General features: G+C 45.9%; 18 protein-coding genes. 3 read left to right on the top strand and 15 right to left on the bottom strand.

The window, feature by feature from the left end:
* Position 1 precedes the first annotated feature (1 nt).
* The 7 genes from AOC07_RS08695 to AOC07_RS08725 form a co-directional block, all read right to left on the bottom strand.
* Positions 2 to 271 (bottom strand): HPr family phosphocarrier protein, encoded by a 270-nt coding sequence (locus AOC07_RS08695; protein WP_215293281.1) that lies wholly within the window; start codon positions 269 to 271, stop codon positions 2 to 4.
* A gap of 19 nt (positions 272 to 290) precedes the next feature.
* Positions 291 to 713 (bottom strand): PTS sugar transporter subunit IIA, encoded by a 423-nt coding sequence (locus tag AOC07_RS08700; protein WP_215293282.1) that lies wholly within the window; start codon positions 711 to 713, stop codon positions 291 to 293.
* Position 714: 1 nt separating this feature from the next.
* Entirely contained in the window at positions 715 to 1,656 is a 942-nt protein-coding gene (gshB, locus tag AOC07_RS08705; protein WP_215357547.1) for a glutathione synthase, read from the bottom strand.
* Positions 1,657 to 1,671: 15 nt separating this feature from the next.
* Entirely contained in the window at positions 1,672 to 2,970 is a 1,299-nt protein-coding gene (gene gshA / locus AOC07_RS08710; protein WP_215293286.1) for a glutamate--cysteine ligase, read from the bottom strand.
* Positions 2,971 to 3,074: 104 nt separating this feature from the next.
* Entirely contained in the window at positions 3,075 to 4,559 is a 1,485-nt protein-coding gene (locus AOC07_RS08715; protein ID WP_215293287.1) for an ammonium transporter, read from the bottom strand.
* A gap of 13 nt (positions 4,560 to 4,572) precedes the next feature.
* Positions 4,573 to 4,911: a P-II family nitrogen regulator gene (locus AOC07_RS08720; RefSeq protein WP_011903792.1), complete on the bottom strand. Its 339-nt coding sequence runs from the start codon at positions 4,909 to 4,911 to the stop codon at positions 4,573 to 4,575.
* A 25-nt stretch (positions 4,912 to 4,936) separates the two neighbouring features.
* The gene (locus tag AOC07_RS08725) at positions 4,937 to 5,887 is read right to left on the bottom strand and encodes a TorF family putative porin (RefSeq protein ID WP_215357548.1); all 951 of its coding nucleotides are present in this window, start codon (positions 5,885 to 5,887) and stop codon (positions 4,937 to 4,939) included.
* Between the two features lie 263 nt (positions 5,888 to 6,150).
* On the opposite strand from AOC07_RS08725, the gene AOC07_RS08730 reads away from it, so the two are divergent.
* The gene (locus AOC07_RS08730; protein ID WP_215293289.1) at positions 6,151 to 6,408 is read left to right on the top strand and encodes an accessory factor UbiK family protein; all 258 of its coding nucleotides are present in this window, start codon (positions 6,151 to 6,153) and stop codon (positions 6,406 to 6,408) included.
* A gap of 22 nt (positions 6,409 to 6,430) precedes the next feature.
* On the opposite strand, the gene AOC07_RS08735 is transcribed toward AOC07_RS08730, so the two are convergent.
* Genes AOC07_RS08735 through AOC07_RS08765 form a run of 7 tightly spaced genes read right to left on the bottom strand, consistent with a single transcriptional unit; the run spans position 6,431 to position 11,103 of the window.
* Positions 6,431 to 7,042 (bottom strand): hypothetical protein, encoded by a 612-nt coding sequence (locus AOC07_RS08735; RefSeq protein WP_251369638.1) that lies wholly within the window; start codon positions 7,040 to 7,042, stop codon positions 6,431 to 6,433.
* Positions 7,005 to 8,015: a lipoyl synthase gene (gene lipA, locus AOC07_RS08740; protein WP_215293290.1), complete on the bottom strand. Its 1,011-nt coding sequence runs from the start codon at positions 8,013 to 8,015 to the stop codon at positions 7,005 to 7,007. Before lipA ends, AOC07_RS08735 begins: the two co-directional genes overlap by 38 nt.
* The gene (gene lipB / locus AOC07_RS08745) at positions 8,002 to 8,655 is read right to left on the bottom strand and encodes a lipoyl(octanoyl) transferase LipB (protein ID WP_215357549.1); all 654 of its coding nucleotides are present in this window, start codon (positions 8,653 to 8,655) and stop codon (positions 8,002 to 8,004) included. The genes lipA and lipB overlap by 14 nt, the downstream gene beginning before the upstream one ends.
* Positions 8,656 to 8,663: 8 nt before the next feature.
* A complete protein-coding gene (locus tag AOC07_RS08750; protein WP_215293292.1) occupies positions 8,664 to 8,930 on the bottom strand; it encodes a DUF493 family protein in 267 nt (88 codons plus the stop codon).
* Positions 8,931 to 8,951: 21 nt separating this feature from the next.
* Complete coding sequence (locus tag AOC07_RS08755) at positions 8,952 to 9,665, bottom strand: alpha/beta hydrolase (protein WP_215357550.1); 714 nt, start codon at positions 9,663 to 9,665, stop codon at positions 8,952 to 8,954.
* 18 nt (positions 9,666 to 9,683) lie between these two features.
* Positions 9,684 to 9,992: a ferredoxin gene (locus AOC07_RS08760; RefSeq protein ID WP_215357551.1), complete on the bottom strand. Its 309-nt coding sequence runs from the start codon at positions 9,990 to 9,992 to the stop codon at positions 9,684 to 9,686.
* Between the two features lie 16 nt (positions 9,993 to 10,008).
* The gene (locus AOC07_RS08765) at positions 10,009 to 11,103 is read right to left on the bottom strand and encodes a VanZ family protein (protein ID WP_215357552.1); all 1,095 of its coding nucleotides are present in this window, start codon (positions 11,101 to 11,103) and stop codon (positions 10,009 to 10,011) included.
* Positions 11,104 to 11,140: 37 nt separating this feature from the next.
* Between AOC07_RS08765 and AOC07_RS08770 the strand changes: the two genes are divergently transcribed.
* Together AOC07_RS08770 and AOC07_RS08775 are read left to right on the top strand one after the other, a co-directional pair.
* Entirely contained in the window at positions 11,141 to 11,941 is an 801-nt protein-coding gene (locus AOC07_RS08770) for a biotin--[acetyl-CoA-carboxylase] ligase (RefSeq protein ID WP_215357553.1), read from the top strand.
* Complete coding sequence (locus tag AOC07_RS08775) at positions 11,938 to 12,750, top strand: type III pantothenate kinase (protein WP_215357554.1); 813 nt, start codon at positions 11,938 to 11,940, stop codon at positions 12,748 to 12,750. The genes AOC07_RS08770 and AOC07_RS08775 overlap by 4 nt, the downstream gene beginning before the upstream one ends.
* Here AOC07_RS08775 and rfaE2 read toward each other — a convergent pair.
* Entirely contained in the window at positions 12,747 to 13,235 is a 489-nt protein-coding gene (gene rfaE2 / locus AOC07_RS08780) for a D-glycero-beta-D-manno-heptose 1-phosphate adenylyltransferase (protein WP_215357555.1), read from the bottom strand. The two genes, AOC07_RS08775 and rfaE2, sit on opposite strands and share 4 nt — an antisense overlap.
* Between the last annotated feature and the right edge of the window lie 66 nt (positions 13,236 to 13,301).

The following is a 13,301-nucleotide window of genomic DNA, read 5'->3' on the forward strand; positions in this document are numbered from 1 at the left end:
TTTACTCGCCTTCACCAAAGCGGTTATTGATTAATTCTGTCAGAGCTTGCATTGCCTCATCGGCCCGATCGCCAACTGTTTCGAGTGTTACTGTGCTGCCAATACCAGCCGCTAACATCATGACACCCATAATGCTCTTAGCATTGATTTGACGCCCATTGCGTGACAACAGTATTTCACACGGAAACTGCGCAGCCAATTGAGAGAGCTTGGCAGAAGCGCGAGCATGTAAGCCTAATTTATTAATGATTTCGATTTCTGCGACTGGCATTACGTGTGGGGCTCCTTAATTATTGTTCTTCAACCTTGGCACCTAGACGCAAGATCCCATGCTGACCTCCAGCAAGCGCCTTTTGTGCCAATTCCTCTAAACCTTCGCCACGATGAGTAATGCAGCGCATCAGCATTGGCAGATTTAAACCCGCAAGCACAATCACAGGGGCATTTAATCCTGATAAGGGACCAAGCGCTTCCAGCCTTGATGCTACGTTCGCTGGGGTTGCCCCCATCACATCAGTCAGAATGAGTACGCCACTCCCTGTATTCACTCCGTAAGCCGCCTTCATTACTCGATCAAAGCTGGCTTTGGTATCTTCATGAGGAGGTATATCAACTGCCCTTACGCGCTCAGGCACTACGCCATAGGTGTGCTCAGCAAATCCGAGCATTGCACTCGCAACTGGCGTGTGGGCAACAATGACAATTCCAACCATGTTATGACAATGCCTTCTCAAGCGCTTTTAAGAAAAACTGTGGAACATCAAACCCACTTTGCTCTGTAATTTCAACAAAGCAAGTAGGGCTAGTAACGTTGATTTCTGTAAGGTAACCACCGATTAAGTCTAGTCCAACCAAGAATAAACCACGCTGATTCAGAATAGGCGCCAGTCTTTCTGCAATCTTCTTTTCAGCATCTGTGAGAGGCATAGCAACGCCTTTACCTCCGGCTGCTAAATTACCGCGAATCTCGCTACCCTGCGGAATACGCGCCAAACTAAAGGGCACAACCTCGCCGCCGATTAACAATACCCGCTTGTCACCCTGGGCTATCTCTGGCAAAAAGCGCTGCACCATCAAGGTTCTAGCTCCGTTCTCACCAAGCGTTTCTACAATGCTGGCTAGATTTAAACCATCAGAACCCACGCGGAACACTCCCATACCGCCCATACCATCCAAGGGTTTAATCACGATATCGCGATGCGTCTGATGAAACGCTTCGACTGCACTGAGTTCACGAGTGACCAATGTCGGTGGAATGAGCTCCGGGAATTCAGTAATAGATAACTTTTCTGAGTGATCACGTACAGCTGCAGGGTTATTAAATACTTTCGCACCCTGACGGACTGCAGCTGATAACAACCATGTCGTATTGAGATACTCAATATCAAATGGTGGATCGGTACGCATCAGCACTGCGGAAAACGACTTAAGCGAGCGCGACTCCATCGCCCCAAGCTCAAACCAAGAAGTAGAGCTTGGTTTAACAACTAACGCTTGGCAGTCTGCAACAACAAGATCATCTTTCCACAAAATATTGCGGCTCTGACAAAACCATAAACGATGGCCCAACTCCTGAGCGGCACGCATCATCGCCAAAGTAGAATCTTTTTTAAACTTAAAAGATTCAAGGGGATCAGCGATGAATAAAAAGTCCATAGTCTTCTAGATCAATTAGGCCGCTTCGGCATCTGGATCTGTGCGCTCAAGCTCCAATGAAGCCGCTAGCAAGGCTAGGCGCGCAACCACCCCATATAAATAGAACCGGTTTGGAGCTGCGCTACCAGGCTTAGCACTCATGTCTGGCATCGAGTTTTGCTCAAACGCCAGGGGCACAAAATGCATACCAGGCGCATTTAAGTTTTCATCTGGACCACGATCAGTATGAACCCGATAGAAGCCGCCAATGACGTAGCGATCAATCATATATACCACCGGCTCTGCGACTGCCTCGTTGACTTTCTCAAAGGTATAGACACCCTCTTGGATGAGAACATCGCTTACCTCCAGGCCCTCTTTAACCACGCTCATCTTATTGCGGTCTTTACGGTTCAAGCCTTTTAATTGTGAGGGATCATTAACCACCATGACACCCATGCCATAAGTACCAGCATCCGCTTTGACTACGACATAAGGCTTTTCTTTAATGCCGTATTCACGATATTTCTTGGCCGTCTTTTTCAGGACTTGCTCTACTGCAGCTTGTAATTCTTCCTCGCCCTTGCGCTCATGAAAATTCACATTCGAGCAACTTGCAAAATAAGGATTAATCATCCAGGAATCGATATCAACGACCTTAGCAAACTTCTTAGCAACCTCTTCATAAGCGGCAAAGTGATTCGACTTGCGACGTACGTGCCAACCTGCATGCAATCCAGGCAGCAAATACTGCTCATGCAAGTTTTCCAAAATCGGCGGAATCCCAGCAGACAAATCGTTGTTCAACAAAATAGAGCAAGGATCAAAATCTTTTAGGCCTAGGCGTTGCTTCTTGAGGCCTAAACGAGATAGGGGCTCCATTAATAGACGATTACCATCTGGCAACTCAATCCAGGTTGGCTTTTTAATCTCTTCCGAAAAAGTACCCAAGCGGACATTCAAGCCAGCTTGACGCAAGATAGAGGACAAACGCGCAATGTTTTGCAAATAGAAAGTATTGCGAGTATGGCGCTCCGGAATTAATAATAAATTTTTAGCTTCCGGGCAGATCTTTTCAATTGCAGCCATCGCCGCTTGAACTGCCAAGGGCAACATTTGAGGCGAGAGATTATTAAACCCACCTGGGAAGAGATTGGTATCTACCGGGGCCAGCTTAAATCCTGAATTACGTAAATCAACTGAGCAGTAGAACGGCGGGGTATGTTCTTGCCATTCCAATCTGAACCAACGCTCAATAGTTGGGGTCGCTTCTAGAACCTTTGACTCTAATTCGAGCAAAGGACCGCTTAGAGCTGTGATGAGATGTGGAACCATTCCACCATTGTAAGATTATTAAAAGAAAGACGCGGGATCCTAGGATCCCGCGCTTAAAACCAGGCAGCGAATGAAAGCCGCCCAGTGAGGGGTAAATCTACAGATTAAGACTCGTAGGCAGACTCACCATGTGAGCTGATATCCAAGCCTTCGCGCTCTTCTTCTTCCTTCACACGCAAACCGATCACGATATCGATCAATTTGAATGCTATGTAAGAAACCACGCCAGACCAGATCAAAGTGGTAATCACACCTTGAGCCTGGATCCACAATTGGCTAGCAATAGAGTAGTCAGGAGCAACAGCATTTGCTACGTAATCCCAGATGCCAGAGCCGCCTAATGCTGGATCAGCAAATACACCGGTCAACAACGCACCAGAGATACCGCCTACGCCGTGTACACCGAATACATCTAAGCTGTCATCAGAGCCCAAGATTTTCTTGAGACCGGTAACACCCCAGAGGCAAACTACACCAGCAAATAGGCCGATTGCGATTGAACCCATTGGGCCAGCAAAACCAGCAGCAGGAGTAATAGCAACTAAACCAGCTACGCAACCAGAAGCAGCACCCAACATGGATGGCTTACCTTTGAGAACCCACTCAGCAACAGACCAGCCCAAAACAGCAGCAGCAGTAGCCAAATATGTATTCACGAAAGCCAATGCTGCGCTACCGTTTGCTTCGAGTGCAGAACCGGCATTGAAGCCAAACCAACCAAACCACAAGAGAGCGGCACCGGTCATTACATAGACTAAGTTGTGTGGCTTCATTGCTTCTTTACCGTAACCAACACGCTTACCGATAACGTATGAACCTACCAAGCCGGCAACAGCAGCATTGATATGAACAACGGTACCGCCAGCAAAGTCGAGAACACCTTTTTGCCACAACCAACCAGCACGAGCAGTAATAGCCTCAAGTGATGCAGCATCTTTGATGTCATCAGGACCAGGCCAGAACCAAACCATGTGAGCGATTGGCAAGTAGCTAAATGTGAACCAAATGATCATGAATATCAAAATTGCAGAGAACTTAGCGCGCTCAGCAAAGGAACCAATGATCAAGCAGCAAGTAATGGTTGCGAACACTGCCTGGAAAGCCATGAACACAAACTCAGGAATCACAACACCTTTACTAAAGGTTGCTGCTACTGAGTCCGGAGTCATACCGCCCAAGAACAAACGATCAAGTCCGCCAACAAATGGCCCACCTTCTGTGAATGCAAAGCTATAGCCATAAATAGCCCACAGCACTGTAATCAAAGAGAACACCATGAAACATTGCATGCAGATCGACAGAATGTTTTTGCTACGTGTTAAACCACCGTAGAACAAAGCCAAACCAGGAAGCGTCATTAACAGCACTAATGCTGTACAGACCATCATCCATGCGGTGTCGGCTTTATTGCACTTTTCAGAGCAAAGAACAGGCGCAGGTTCTGCAGCAGCAGGAGTTGCGGCAGGAGCAGTAACTGCTGGTTTTTTAACTTCATCAGCATGCGCTGGCGAAGTAACAATCACACCAGTAGCACCAATAGCCAAAGCCATCACGCCGCCAGCTAGGAGTTTTTTCATCCAAGTTAACATTTTGAACCTCTCTTTAAAGTGCTGACGCGCCGGTTTCACCGGTACGAATACGAATGACGTGCTCAACTGGAGAGACAAAAATCTTGCCATCACCAATCTTGCCTGTACGTGCAGATTTTTCAATTGCTTCAATCGCACGCTCCAAGATGCCATCTTCAACAGCAGCTTCAATTTTTACCTTCGGCAAAAAGTCAACTACGTACTCAGCACCACGATACAACTCGGTGTGACCTTTTTGACGACCGAAGCCTTTAACTTCAGTGACGGTGATGCCCGAAACTCCCACTTCCGAGAGAGCTTCGCGCACTTCGTCAAGCTTGAAGGGCTTGATGATTGCGGTAATTAATTTCATGTGTTTCTCCGTTCAGAGGTGGAAATTAGAAAGTTTTTGTCAAAGATACAACTGCGTTACCACGACCTTGGTTACCGTTAAGCGGCGTAGCGTATACATAAACGTTGCTAACCTTTTGTGCAGTAGTGCCAGTGTAATAAGCAGAACCGGACAAACCACCGCCAAAGTCTTTAGTCAAGCCCAACTTCCAATCAGCGTAGCTGAGGTTATAGGTGCCAGCTGGGCTAGACGTAGTTGCAGTCGCAGCAGCTTGAGTAATGTTATTGGGAACGTATTGGTAACCAGCATGGGCATTCAAAGTGATGCCGTAAAAACCAGTGTCGTAGTTTGCAGTCAAGTCTGGGTACATTGAACCAGCACTGTTATAGATTCCAAATAAATTGGTAGCTGCATATGAAACCTTCAAGAAGCCTGTTACAGGGCCAGCAGTAAAATTCTGCGCAGCATAGATTTCAGTTGTGCTTGGGTTGTAGCCCAAAAACTGACGGGACGAGACTGCACCAGCATTACTTAAAGTGGTCGCATTGCCAGCAAATGTATAGTTAGGCAGGCCGGAGGTTGGGTAGTAGTACTGCAAAACACCAACGTCAGTAGCAAAACCTTCAGCAATCAGTTCCTTTTTGAAACCAGCGTAGAAGTCCATCTCAATTGGACCAGTCACTGAAGCACCTGGTGTAGTTTGCTTGTTGCCGTAACCATTTGCACCGTAGCTGTCACTAATCCAGGAAATAGATGAGTTCCAGTTGCCCACATAGAAACCGCTCTCATGCGCGTAGTCAAAGCCGCCTTGAATTGCTGGTTTGTTATTGGTTTGTGTCAAACCACGATAGATGTAGTTACTTGCAACAGTTACGTTTGCTGTAATTGGGCTCACTTCTGGGGCTGCAGCCTCTTCAGCAAAAGCTGCTGTCGTTGCTACACCTGATAACAACGCTACTGCTGCCGCAGAGATTGCTGTCTTGTACAAAGTTTTCATGTAATGCTCCTTACTGGTTGTAATAAAAAATGGGTTGAATGCTTATTGCATGTAGCGATATTGATGGTTGGAGCGTTCATCGATTTGTCACAAATCCCCCTATTGAGGCATTTGCACTTATTTGGTGCTTAAGATTGCACTATAGGTGTGAATTTTCACCTTTTAGAGCCATTTCTAGCGGATTTGCCCGTTTTTAGCCACACAACATAAAATATGAATGTGTATCTTTTAAGCAACTTTTCATAGAACTGCGAAACCACATCATGCAAAAACCCGGCGAAATCCTCGAACAAATTCAACGCATTGCTAGCGACATGCAAAGCAAAGTGGGTGATGCTATTCGGAATTCTCCAGCGCAAGAGATTGAAAAAAATGTGCGCGCAATGATGAATCAAGGTTTTCAGAAAATGGATTTGGTGACTCGCGAAGAGTTTGAGTTACAAACTAAAGTGCTAGCTAAGACTAGAGAAAAATTAGAGGCACTCGAAGCTAAAGTTGCAGCTTTAGAAAAAAATTCTTAAGTTTTTCTCTTATCTCTTAAGTTCACTCGGGATAAAACTCACTAAAGAAGTTTGTAAATTCTTCTTTAGCTAGAAGTACTTTTACATCGTCAGCGCTTGCGCTTGCATGTAATACCGACACCTGATAAATCCAAGAATCTCCATTGCTTGCTTGCCGCGTTATCCAGCGCACTCTCATCTGTTGTTGCTCTTTACCATTTAACTTAAAAGTGATGAAGTAATCAGTCGTTGGCAGCTTCTGCCGATTGTTTGCTCGATAACTTGCACGCTCTTCAGCTACTGCTCCACCAGATGCCTTAGCTCTCTCAAGCAAATTATTTTTAAGCTGCGTGATTATTTTTTCAGTTGCAGCAGCCTGATTGACTGGTACTTGTATTGCACTAATAGAGTAAATATCGTTATCGATTTTTACTGCCTCAAGAGTTTGATTAAGCTCTTGCTCTTGATAAGGAATGCGGCGCTCTAATTTATCTGGCTTTCCCGGAAATAGAGCGGTATATCTCTCTTGGGGTGATTGAACTGTGCGCCAATCTAACTTTGGGCTACAGGCCGCCAGCAAAATAATTACTGTTAGCAATACACTAGCCTTACAAGCTCTAAACAACTCCTGCTCCGTGAGCTTGCTGGTCAGCATGGTAGCTAGAACGCACCATTGCACCTACCGCTGCATGGGAGAAACCCATGGCATAGGCCTCTTCTTCAAACATCTTGAAAACATCAGGATGAACGTAGCGGCGCACTGGGAGGTGATGACCTGATGGTGCAAGATACTGACCAATCGTGAGCATATCGATATTGTGCTCACGCATATCGCGCATGACTTCTAGAATTTCTTCATCGGTTTCACCAAGACCCACCATCAAACCACTCTTTGTCGGAATATGGGGAAAGCGTTCTTTGAAATCTTTCAATAACTTTAGGGAGTGTAAATAATCTGCACCTGGTCTCGCTTCCTTATACAGGCGTGGAACAGTTTCTAAATTATGGTTCATCACATCTGGCAAACCATTAGGCGCATGCTCAGCAAAAATATCGAGTGCTTTATCAAGGCGACCACGGAAGTCTGGAACAAGCACTTCAATGCGAGTGTTAGGCGAGAGGTCGCGTGATTGAGAAATACAATCGACATAATGCATTGCACCGCCGTCGCGCAAATCATCACGATCCACACTAGTGATCACTACGTAATTCAGTTTCAGTGCCGCAATCGTCCGCGCTAAGTTAGCGGGTTCTTTTTGATCCAATGGATCTGGCCTACCGTGACCCACGTCACAAAATGGACAACGACGAGTGCACTTATCACCCATGATCATGAAGGTGGCAGTACCTTTACCGAAGCACTCACCAATATTGGGGCAGCTTGCTTCTTCGCAAACAGTAACCAACTCATTCTCGCGAAGAATCTTTTTAATCTCGTTAAATCGAGAATTGCCAGACGCCGCTTTTACCCGAATCCAATCCGGTTTTTTTAAGACCTCTGTCAAAGGAATGATCTTGATTGGAATGCGCGCAGTTTTCTCGCTCGACTTTTGCTTACGGGTAGCGTCGTAATTGAGGTCTTGGCGAGACTCAATAGTCGTCTTGGTATCGGTCTTATTTGTAGTCATGTGACATCAGTTGCTTTTGTAAATGCTCCAAAAGCCTTTGGCTAATAGTGTCTATATTGTCCTTGATCCCAAGGGTTTGCATATTCACTGTCTTTAAGCCCTCATAGCCACAGGGGTGGATACGGCTAAAAGCCTCGAGATCAGTGGCCACATTAAGGGCTAGACCATGATATGAGCAGCTTTTAGAGACCTTGAGGCCCAAGGCGGCCACCTTAGCCCCAATCCACTCTGCTGGCACCCTGGACTGCTCTGAAACGTAAATACCAGGAGCGCCTGGATGCCGTTCTGAGGCAACCCCAAAATCTGCCAAGGTATCAATTACCGCTTGCTCAATACGAGAAACCAATTCTTTTACGAAGATGCCTAGGCGTTTGAGATCAAGCAAGAGGTAAACAACGATCTGACCAGGACCGTGATACGTAACCTCACCGCCACGATCAACCTGCACAAGCGGAATCTGATTGCTAGGTGAATGCAAATTCTTCGCATCACCAGCAAGCCCCAAAGTAAATACCGGGGGGTGCTCCAGAACCCAAATTTCATCAGGTGTTGAGCTATTGCGCTCTTTAGTAAACGCTTTCATCGCCTCATATGTTGATGCGTAATCAGCTAAACCAAGGTGTTTTACTAAAGCAGACATTAAATCAATTACAGAACAATGCTAACTAATGGATGTGTAGACAAAGTTCTATATAACTCATCTAGCTGCTCACGACTTGTAGCAGTAATGGGCAAGGTAATGCCTAAGTAATTACCATCCTTAGAGGGTCGTTGCTCAACTTTAGTCTCATCAAATGTTGGGTCAAATTGTTTTGCAATATGAATGATTGCTGGTAAATACTCTGGATTGGCTTTGCCCATTACCTTAATTGGAAATTCAGAAGGATATTCAATGAGTGACTTTTCTTCGGCCATATTTTTCTCTATCTTTTCTTATTATTTGCGATGATCTGGCATGCCCAACCAAGCACCAGTGATGATGTTGCGTATGCAGTGCAATCTGCGATGGAAGAAGTGATCAGCGCCAGGTACTACTTGCACGGTGAGCTCTTGCGGTCGCGCCCAATCTAAAACATCGATCAATGGAATGGTTTCATCTAACTCACCATGAATCAGAATCGTATCTGCGGGCACTGGGGCTAAAGTCCACTTACCTGCAGCGCTACCCACCATCACCAAACGCTCTGCAGGCCGGTCTACATCAATAAGCCTTTGCACCAAGTGGCTAACAACAAAGCTACCAAACGAAAATCCTGAAACTACTAGCGGCAAATTATTTAAGCTTGGAACCCATGCCTGATTAGCAGTCGCTTCAAATTGTGACCAGCTTGATGGGGTGCGCATCCAATCAGTGACCTGCAAGAGATCTTCTAACTCGCCAACGCCATCATCATGCACGCCAGCAGTGCCACCCACCCCACGAAAATTGGGACGTACGCTCACATAACCCAATTGATTAAAAGCACGCGCCATTGTCGCCGCCACTTTGTTATCCATGGTGCCACCCATCAATGGATGAGGATGGGCAACTAATGCTAAACCACGGATTGGAAAGAAAGGGTCGCTTTTTAATTCATCTGGCAGATCGATAGACATTTCTATTGCGCCAACAATGCCTTCAATATGAATTACTTTTGTACGGCTATTCATGAAAAAACTTTCTAATAACTATGACAACTGCAAGCGCTCAACTGGGCGCCCAGCCACTAAATGCGATTGGATAATTTCTTCAACATCTTCCTGGTCCACAAGGGTATACCAAATACCCTCTGGATAGACCACCATCACAGGGCCATCAGCACAGCGATCCAAGCAACCCGCTTTGTTTACACGAATCTTACCGGGGCCTGCAAGCCCCAATTCTTTGACTCTATTTTTGGCGTACTCAAATAATGCAAATGCATTATGACGATCACAACAATCTTCGCCATTGCTACGTTGGTTTAAGCAAAAAAACAGGTGGTGTGTAAAGCTCATAGAAAAATTATATTCGTCAATGTTTGGGTTTTAGTTCAGCGGCGTTATAAATCATCCAAATTAAGGCTATTGGTAACCATACCACCGATACCCACTGCATTAACTCATTAAAGTGTAATAGACGCCCTTGATGCCAATGCCGCAGATTCAGGATGAAATAAGGATTATCGGGCAGCACATGAATAGCGATAGTAGCGCTCACTAAACAAAATAATGCCAAGATAAGTCTTCCTCTTTGATTGAGTCGCAGGGCGCCTCTTAGCAAGAAACTTGCCAACACCATTCCCCATAATGCACCGGCTGTAAGCCATATCAAGCTGAATTCTCCACCAAACTGGAGAGCAGTAAAAAAGGTTTTCATGACCACAGTTATGCAAAGCAACCCATTGAGAATTCGCCACTGCGGGGCCTTAGTGCGTAAACCTGAAGAGAGCAATAAAGCAACCCCAAGCCAACAAAGGGCAGTAATCAAAGTTTCTTGCACCACTTGATTGATAACCAAGGTCCCCCAGTCGATTGAACCAAAAATTGCATGGCCCCACACGCCGGTTCCTAGCCATGAACTTTGGGGATAAATTTGTGACCAAGGAAATAATAAGAAGAGTGCGCATGCGGCCCAATTGAGACCAAACCATTGATCAAAGCGACGTCGAATTACGCTACCTGATAACCATTGTGGACCTAGGGGTATGGCTAATAAGCCGCCTAATAAACCGCCAAACATATTTGCCCACCAATCCATCAAACTAGGGATGCGGGTTGGCAACCACGATTGCAAAGTTTCCACGCTCAATGCCAGTAGCGCACTTAGAACCAAGGCAATACTCAAGGCCACAAAGTTACGCCAACGAGGATAGGCAGCAAAAACCAGCAAAAATCCAAAAGGGATATACGCCAAGATATTCACGGAAACATCAAATAAAGTAATAAACCGGGGCAGCGGTGCGCCTACCCAAGCCGACGCGTCAATACCATTACCGAAATCAAAATCAAAAGGGTTAAGACTGACATAAACGATCAATAGCGCATAACTAAGGCTCATTGCCCTAGCCAAAGGCATAGCCTGCAAAGGCCATGCAAACTTATGGGGGCGCTGATCTTTTTGATCCATCCCACAATTCTAGGTCAGACCTTTCTACAATGGCGAAATGACTGCTAATTGCATCCTTGAACGTGTTGCCGAAACCCAATCTACAAATAATGACCTTTTGGAGCGCTGGCGCGCCGGCGAACTGATTGACCCAGTAGCCCGCATTGCTCATAAACAAACAGCTGGCAAAGGCAGGGCTGGACGTACTTGGCTAGCGCACCCTGAAGACTCTATCTGCTTTTCCTTGGCTTATCCATTTACGAGAAAGCCAGGCGAACTGAGCGGGCTTAGTCTTTTAGTTGGATTGGCGGTTATTGCTGGAATTGCACAAGCATGTGATTTGAGTGAAGTAACGCTTCATCAAGCAGGTCTTCGACTGAAGTGGCCAAATGATTTACTGCTGAATAATGCAAAACTTGGCGGCATCTTGATAGAGGGTGGCCAAGCAAAATCTACGGATCCAACCTGGATGATTATTGGTATAGGCATGAACTTGAGGAATGCGAACGCAATTGAAACAAGCTTAGGAAACCAGCCTGAATTAAAGATTGGCGCCCTTGATCAGCTGCTTTCACCTCAATCAAGGCTACCTGATATGGAATATCTCTGGTTGAAGCTCATTGCATCTCTAGAACATCATTTAAGCGAATTTAATCAACATGGTTTTGAACAGCACCAGGCGCAATGGAAAAAATGGGATGCTTATCTAGGCCAGATAGTATGTATATCTGGCGCAGGTAAAGAGCCTATCTGCGGCATTGCTCAGGGCATAGATAATGCAGGCGCTTTACTATTGCAACAAGACAATAAAACAATTGCCATTCATGCGGGCGACGTTTCCTTAAGAATTCAATCATGAGCCTTTACTTACTATTTGATGTTGGTAATACGCGTCTTAAATGGGCCGCTGTCGAATCAACACAACAGCCATCAGATCGACAAAAAAAATTATGGGCTTACTCTGGATCAATCAGTAGCAAATCGCTAGCCTCACCTGAGCACAGATCAGAGTTGGCTGATTACATTGCAAAAACCTTGCCTAAACCCGATGCCATTGGTTTTACTTGTGTTGCCGGTCAAGATGCCATGGAAAATCTTCAATCACTATTTCCGCAATGGAATGACGTTTCTTGGAAACAACTCACCGGCGATAGTCAGTACGCCGGTGCACGTACCCTCTATGAAGATCCAAGTAAGCTCGGCGCGGACCGCTGGGCCTCTGTCATTGGCGCTCGCGCCCTCTCCAATACCAACATACTCATCATTAATGCTGGTACCGCCACTACGCTTGATCTGCTTGGCGCTAATGGCGTTCACTATGGCGGATGGATATTGCCTGGGCTTGAGCTAATGCAAAAAAGCTTAGAGGGTAATACCGCGCAATTGCCGCTCGCAGCTCGTGATCAAAGTAGCAATGGTTTTGGTCTATCTACCAACAACGCTATCATCAGTGGTTGTGATGCTGCGCAAATTGGCGCCATTCAATACGCAATTCAGTTAGCAAAAGAAATGAATCATCCCGTTGAAAGAGTTTGGATTGATGGTGGTAATGCCAAGATTTTGGTAGCCGAGATGAGTAAATCTAAAACGCAATCTTCATTATCAATAGAGGCAACTGAAGGCTTGGTGTTGCGCGGCATATGGGCCTGGCTACTGCAAAATCTTTAAGCGCGGATCTTGCCTAATAAGCTAGTAGTTGAACGCTCATACAGAAATGGAATCGCAATCGCTTTACCGCCCCAAGTTTTGACTAGATGGGTTTCCGCAAGAGTGTCGATTGCATAATCACCGCCCTTGACATAAATATCTGGGCGAATTTTCTCAATTAAGCTCACTGGTGTTTGCTCGGTAAAGAGCACAGCCATGTCCACGCTTTCAAGTGCGGCCAACAAAGCCTGACGATCTGCCTCAGAGTTAATAGGCCTGTCCTCACCCTTACCCAGCATCTTGACCGATGCATCTGAATTAACGCCAACCACTAAGCAAGCCCCTAAAGCGCGCGCTTGCGCTAAATAGCTGGCATGCCCACGATGCAGAATGTCAAACACGCCATTGGTAAAGACCAGTGGCCTCGGAAGCTTCGCAATACGAGCAGCAAGCTGATCTAAAGGACAAACCTTAGACTCAAAAGAAGGTGGGGGCAAAGAAGTCATAACTCAATATTAAAGGCATTGGCTGCTGCCCAGCGATATTACTCAGAATGTCTTAGACTTGGGCAC

The organism is Polynucleobacter sp. UB-Raua-W9 (genome assembly GCF_018687435.1).
In the GTDB taxonomy this organism is placed as follows: domain Bacteria; phylum Pseudomonadota; class Gammaproteobacteria; order Burkholderiales; family Burkholderiaceae; genus Polynucleobacter.

What these genes read in the sequence shown, in the direction of transcription:
- AOC07_RS08730 (WP_215293289.1), top strand. Translation starts at nt 6,151, where the DNA reads ATGCAAAAACCCGGCGAAATCCTCGAACAAATTCAACGCATTGCTAGC.
- AOC07_RS08725 (WP_215357548.1), bottom strand. Translation starts at nt 5,887, where the DNA reads ATGAAAACTTTGTACAAGACAGCAATCTCTGCGGCAGCAGTAGCGTTG.
- AOC07_RS08755 (WP_215357550.1), bottom strand. Translation starts at nt 9,665, where the DNA reads ATGAATAGCCGTACAAAAGTAATTCATATTGAAGGCATTGTTGGCGCA.
- lipB (WP_215357549.1), bottom strand. Translation starts at nt 8,655, where the DNA reads ATGTCTGCTTTAGTAAAACACCTTGGTTTAGCTGATTACGCATCAACA.
- lipA (WP_215293290.1), bottom strand. Translation starts at nt 8,015, where the DNA reads ATGACTACAAATAAGACCGATACCAAGACGACTATTGAGTCTCGCCAA.
- AOC07_RS08715 (WP_215293287.1), bottom strand. Translation starts at nt 4,559, where the DNA reads ATGTTAACTTGGATGAAAAAACTCCTAGCTGGCGGCGTGATGGCTTTG.
- rfaE2 (WP_215357555.1), bottom strand. Translation starts at nt 13,235, where the DNA reads ATGACTTCTTTGCCCCCACCTTCTTTTGAGTCTAAGGTTTGTCCTTTA.
- AOC07_RS08700 (WP_215293282.1), bottom strand. Translation starts at nt 713, where the DNA reads ATGGTTGGAATTGTCATTGTTGCCCACACGCCAGTTGCGAGTGCAATG.
- AOC07_RS08695 (WP_215293281.1), bottom strand. Translation starts at nt 271, where the DNA reads ATGCCAGTCGCAGAAATCGAAATCATTAATAAATTAGGCTTACATGCT.
- AOC07_RS08750 (WP_215293292.1), bottom strand. Translation starts at nt 8,930, where the DNA reads ATGGCCGAAGAAAAGTCACTCATTGAATATCCTTCTGAATTTCCAATT.
- AOC07_RS08775 (WP_215357554.1), top strand. Translation starts at nt 11,938, where the DNA reads ATGAGCCTTTACTTACTATTTGATGTTGGTAATACGCGTCTTAAATGG.
- AOC07_RS08735 (WP_251369638.1), bottom strand. Translation starts at nt 7,042, where the DNA reads ATGCTGACCAGCAAGCTCACGGAGCAGGAGTTGTTTAGAGCTTGTAAG.
- AOC07_RS08770 (WP_215357553.1), top strand. Translation starts at nt 11,141, where the DNA reads ATGACTGCTAATTGCATCCTTGAACGTGTTGCCGAAACCCAATCTACA.
- AOC07_RS08765 (WP_215357552.1), bottom strand. Translation starts at nt 11,103, where the DNA reads ATGGATCAAAAAGATCAGCGCCCCCATAAGTTTGCATGGCCTTTGCAG.
- AOC07_RS08720 (WP_011903792.1), bottom strand. Translation starts at nt 4,911, where the DNA reads ATGAAATTAATTACCGCAATCATCAAGCCCTTCAAGCTTGACGAAGTG.
- gshA (WP_215293286.1), bottom strand. Translation starts at nt 2,970, where the DNA reads ATGGTTCCACATCTCATCACAGCTCTAAGCGGTCCTTTGCTCGAATTA.
- AOC07_RS08760 (WP_215357551.1), bottom strand. Translation starts at nt 9,992, where the DNA reads ATGAGCTTTACACACCACCTGTTTTTTTGCTTAAACCAACGTAGCAAT.
- gshB (WP_215357547.1), bottom strand. Translation starts at nt 1,656, where the DNA reads ATGGACTTTTTATTCATCGCTGATCCCCTTGAATCTTTTAAGTTTAAA.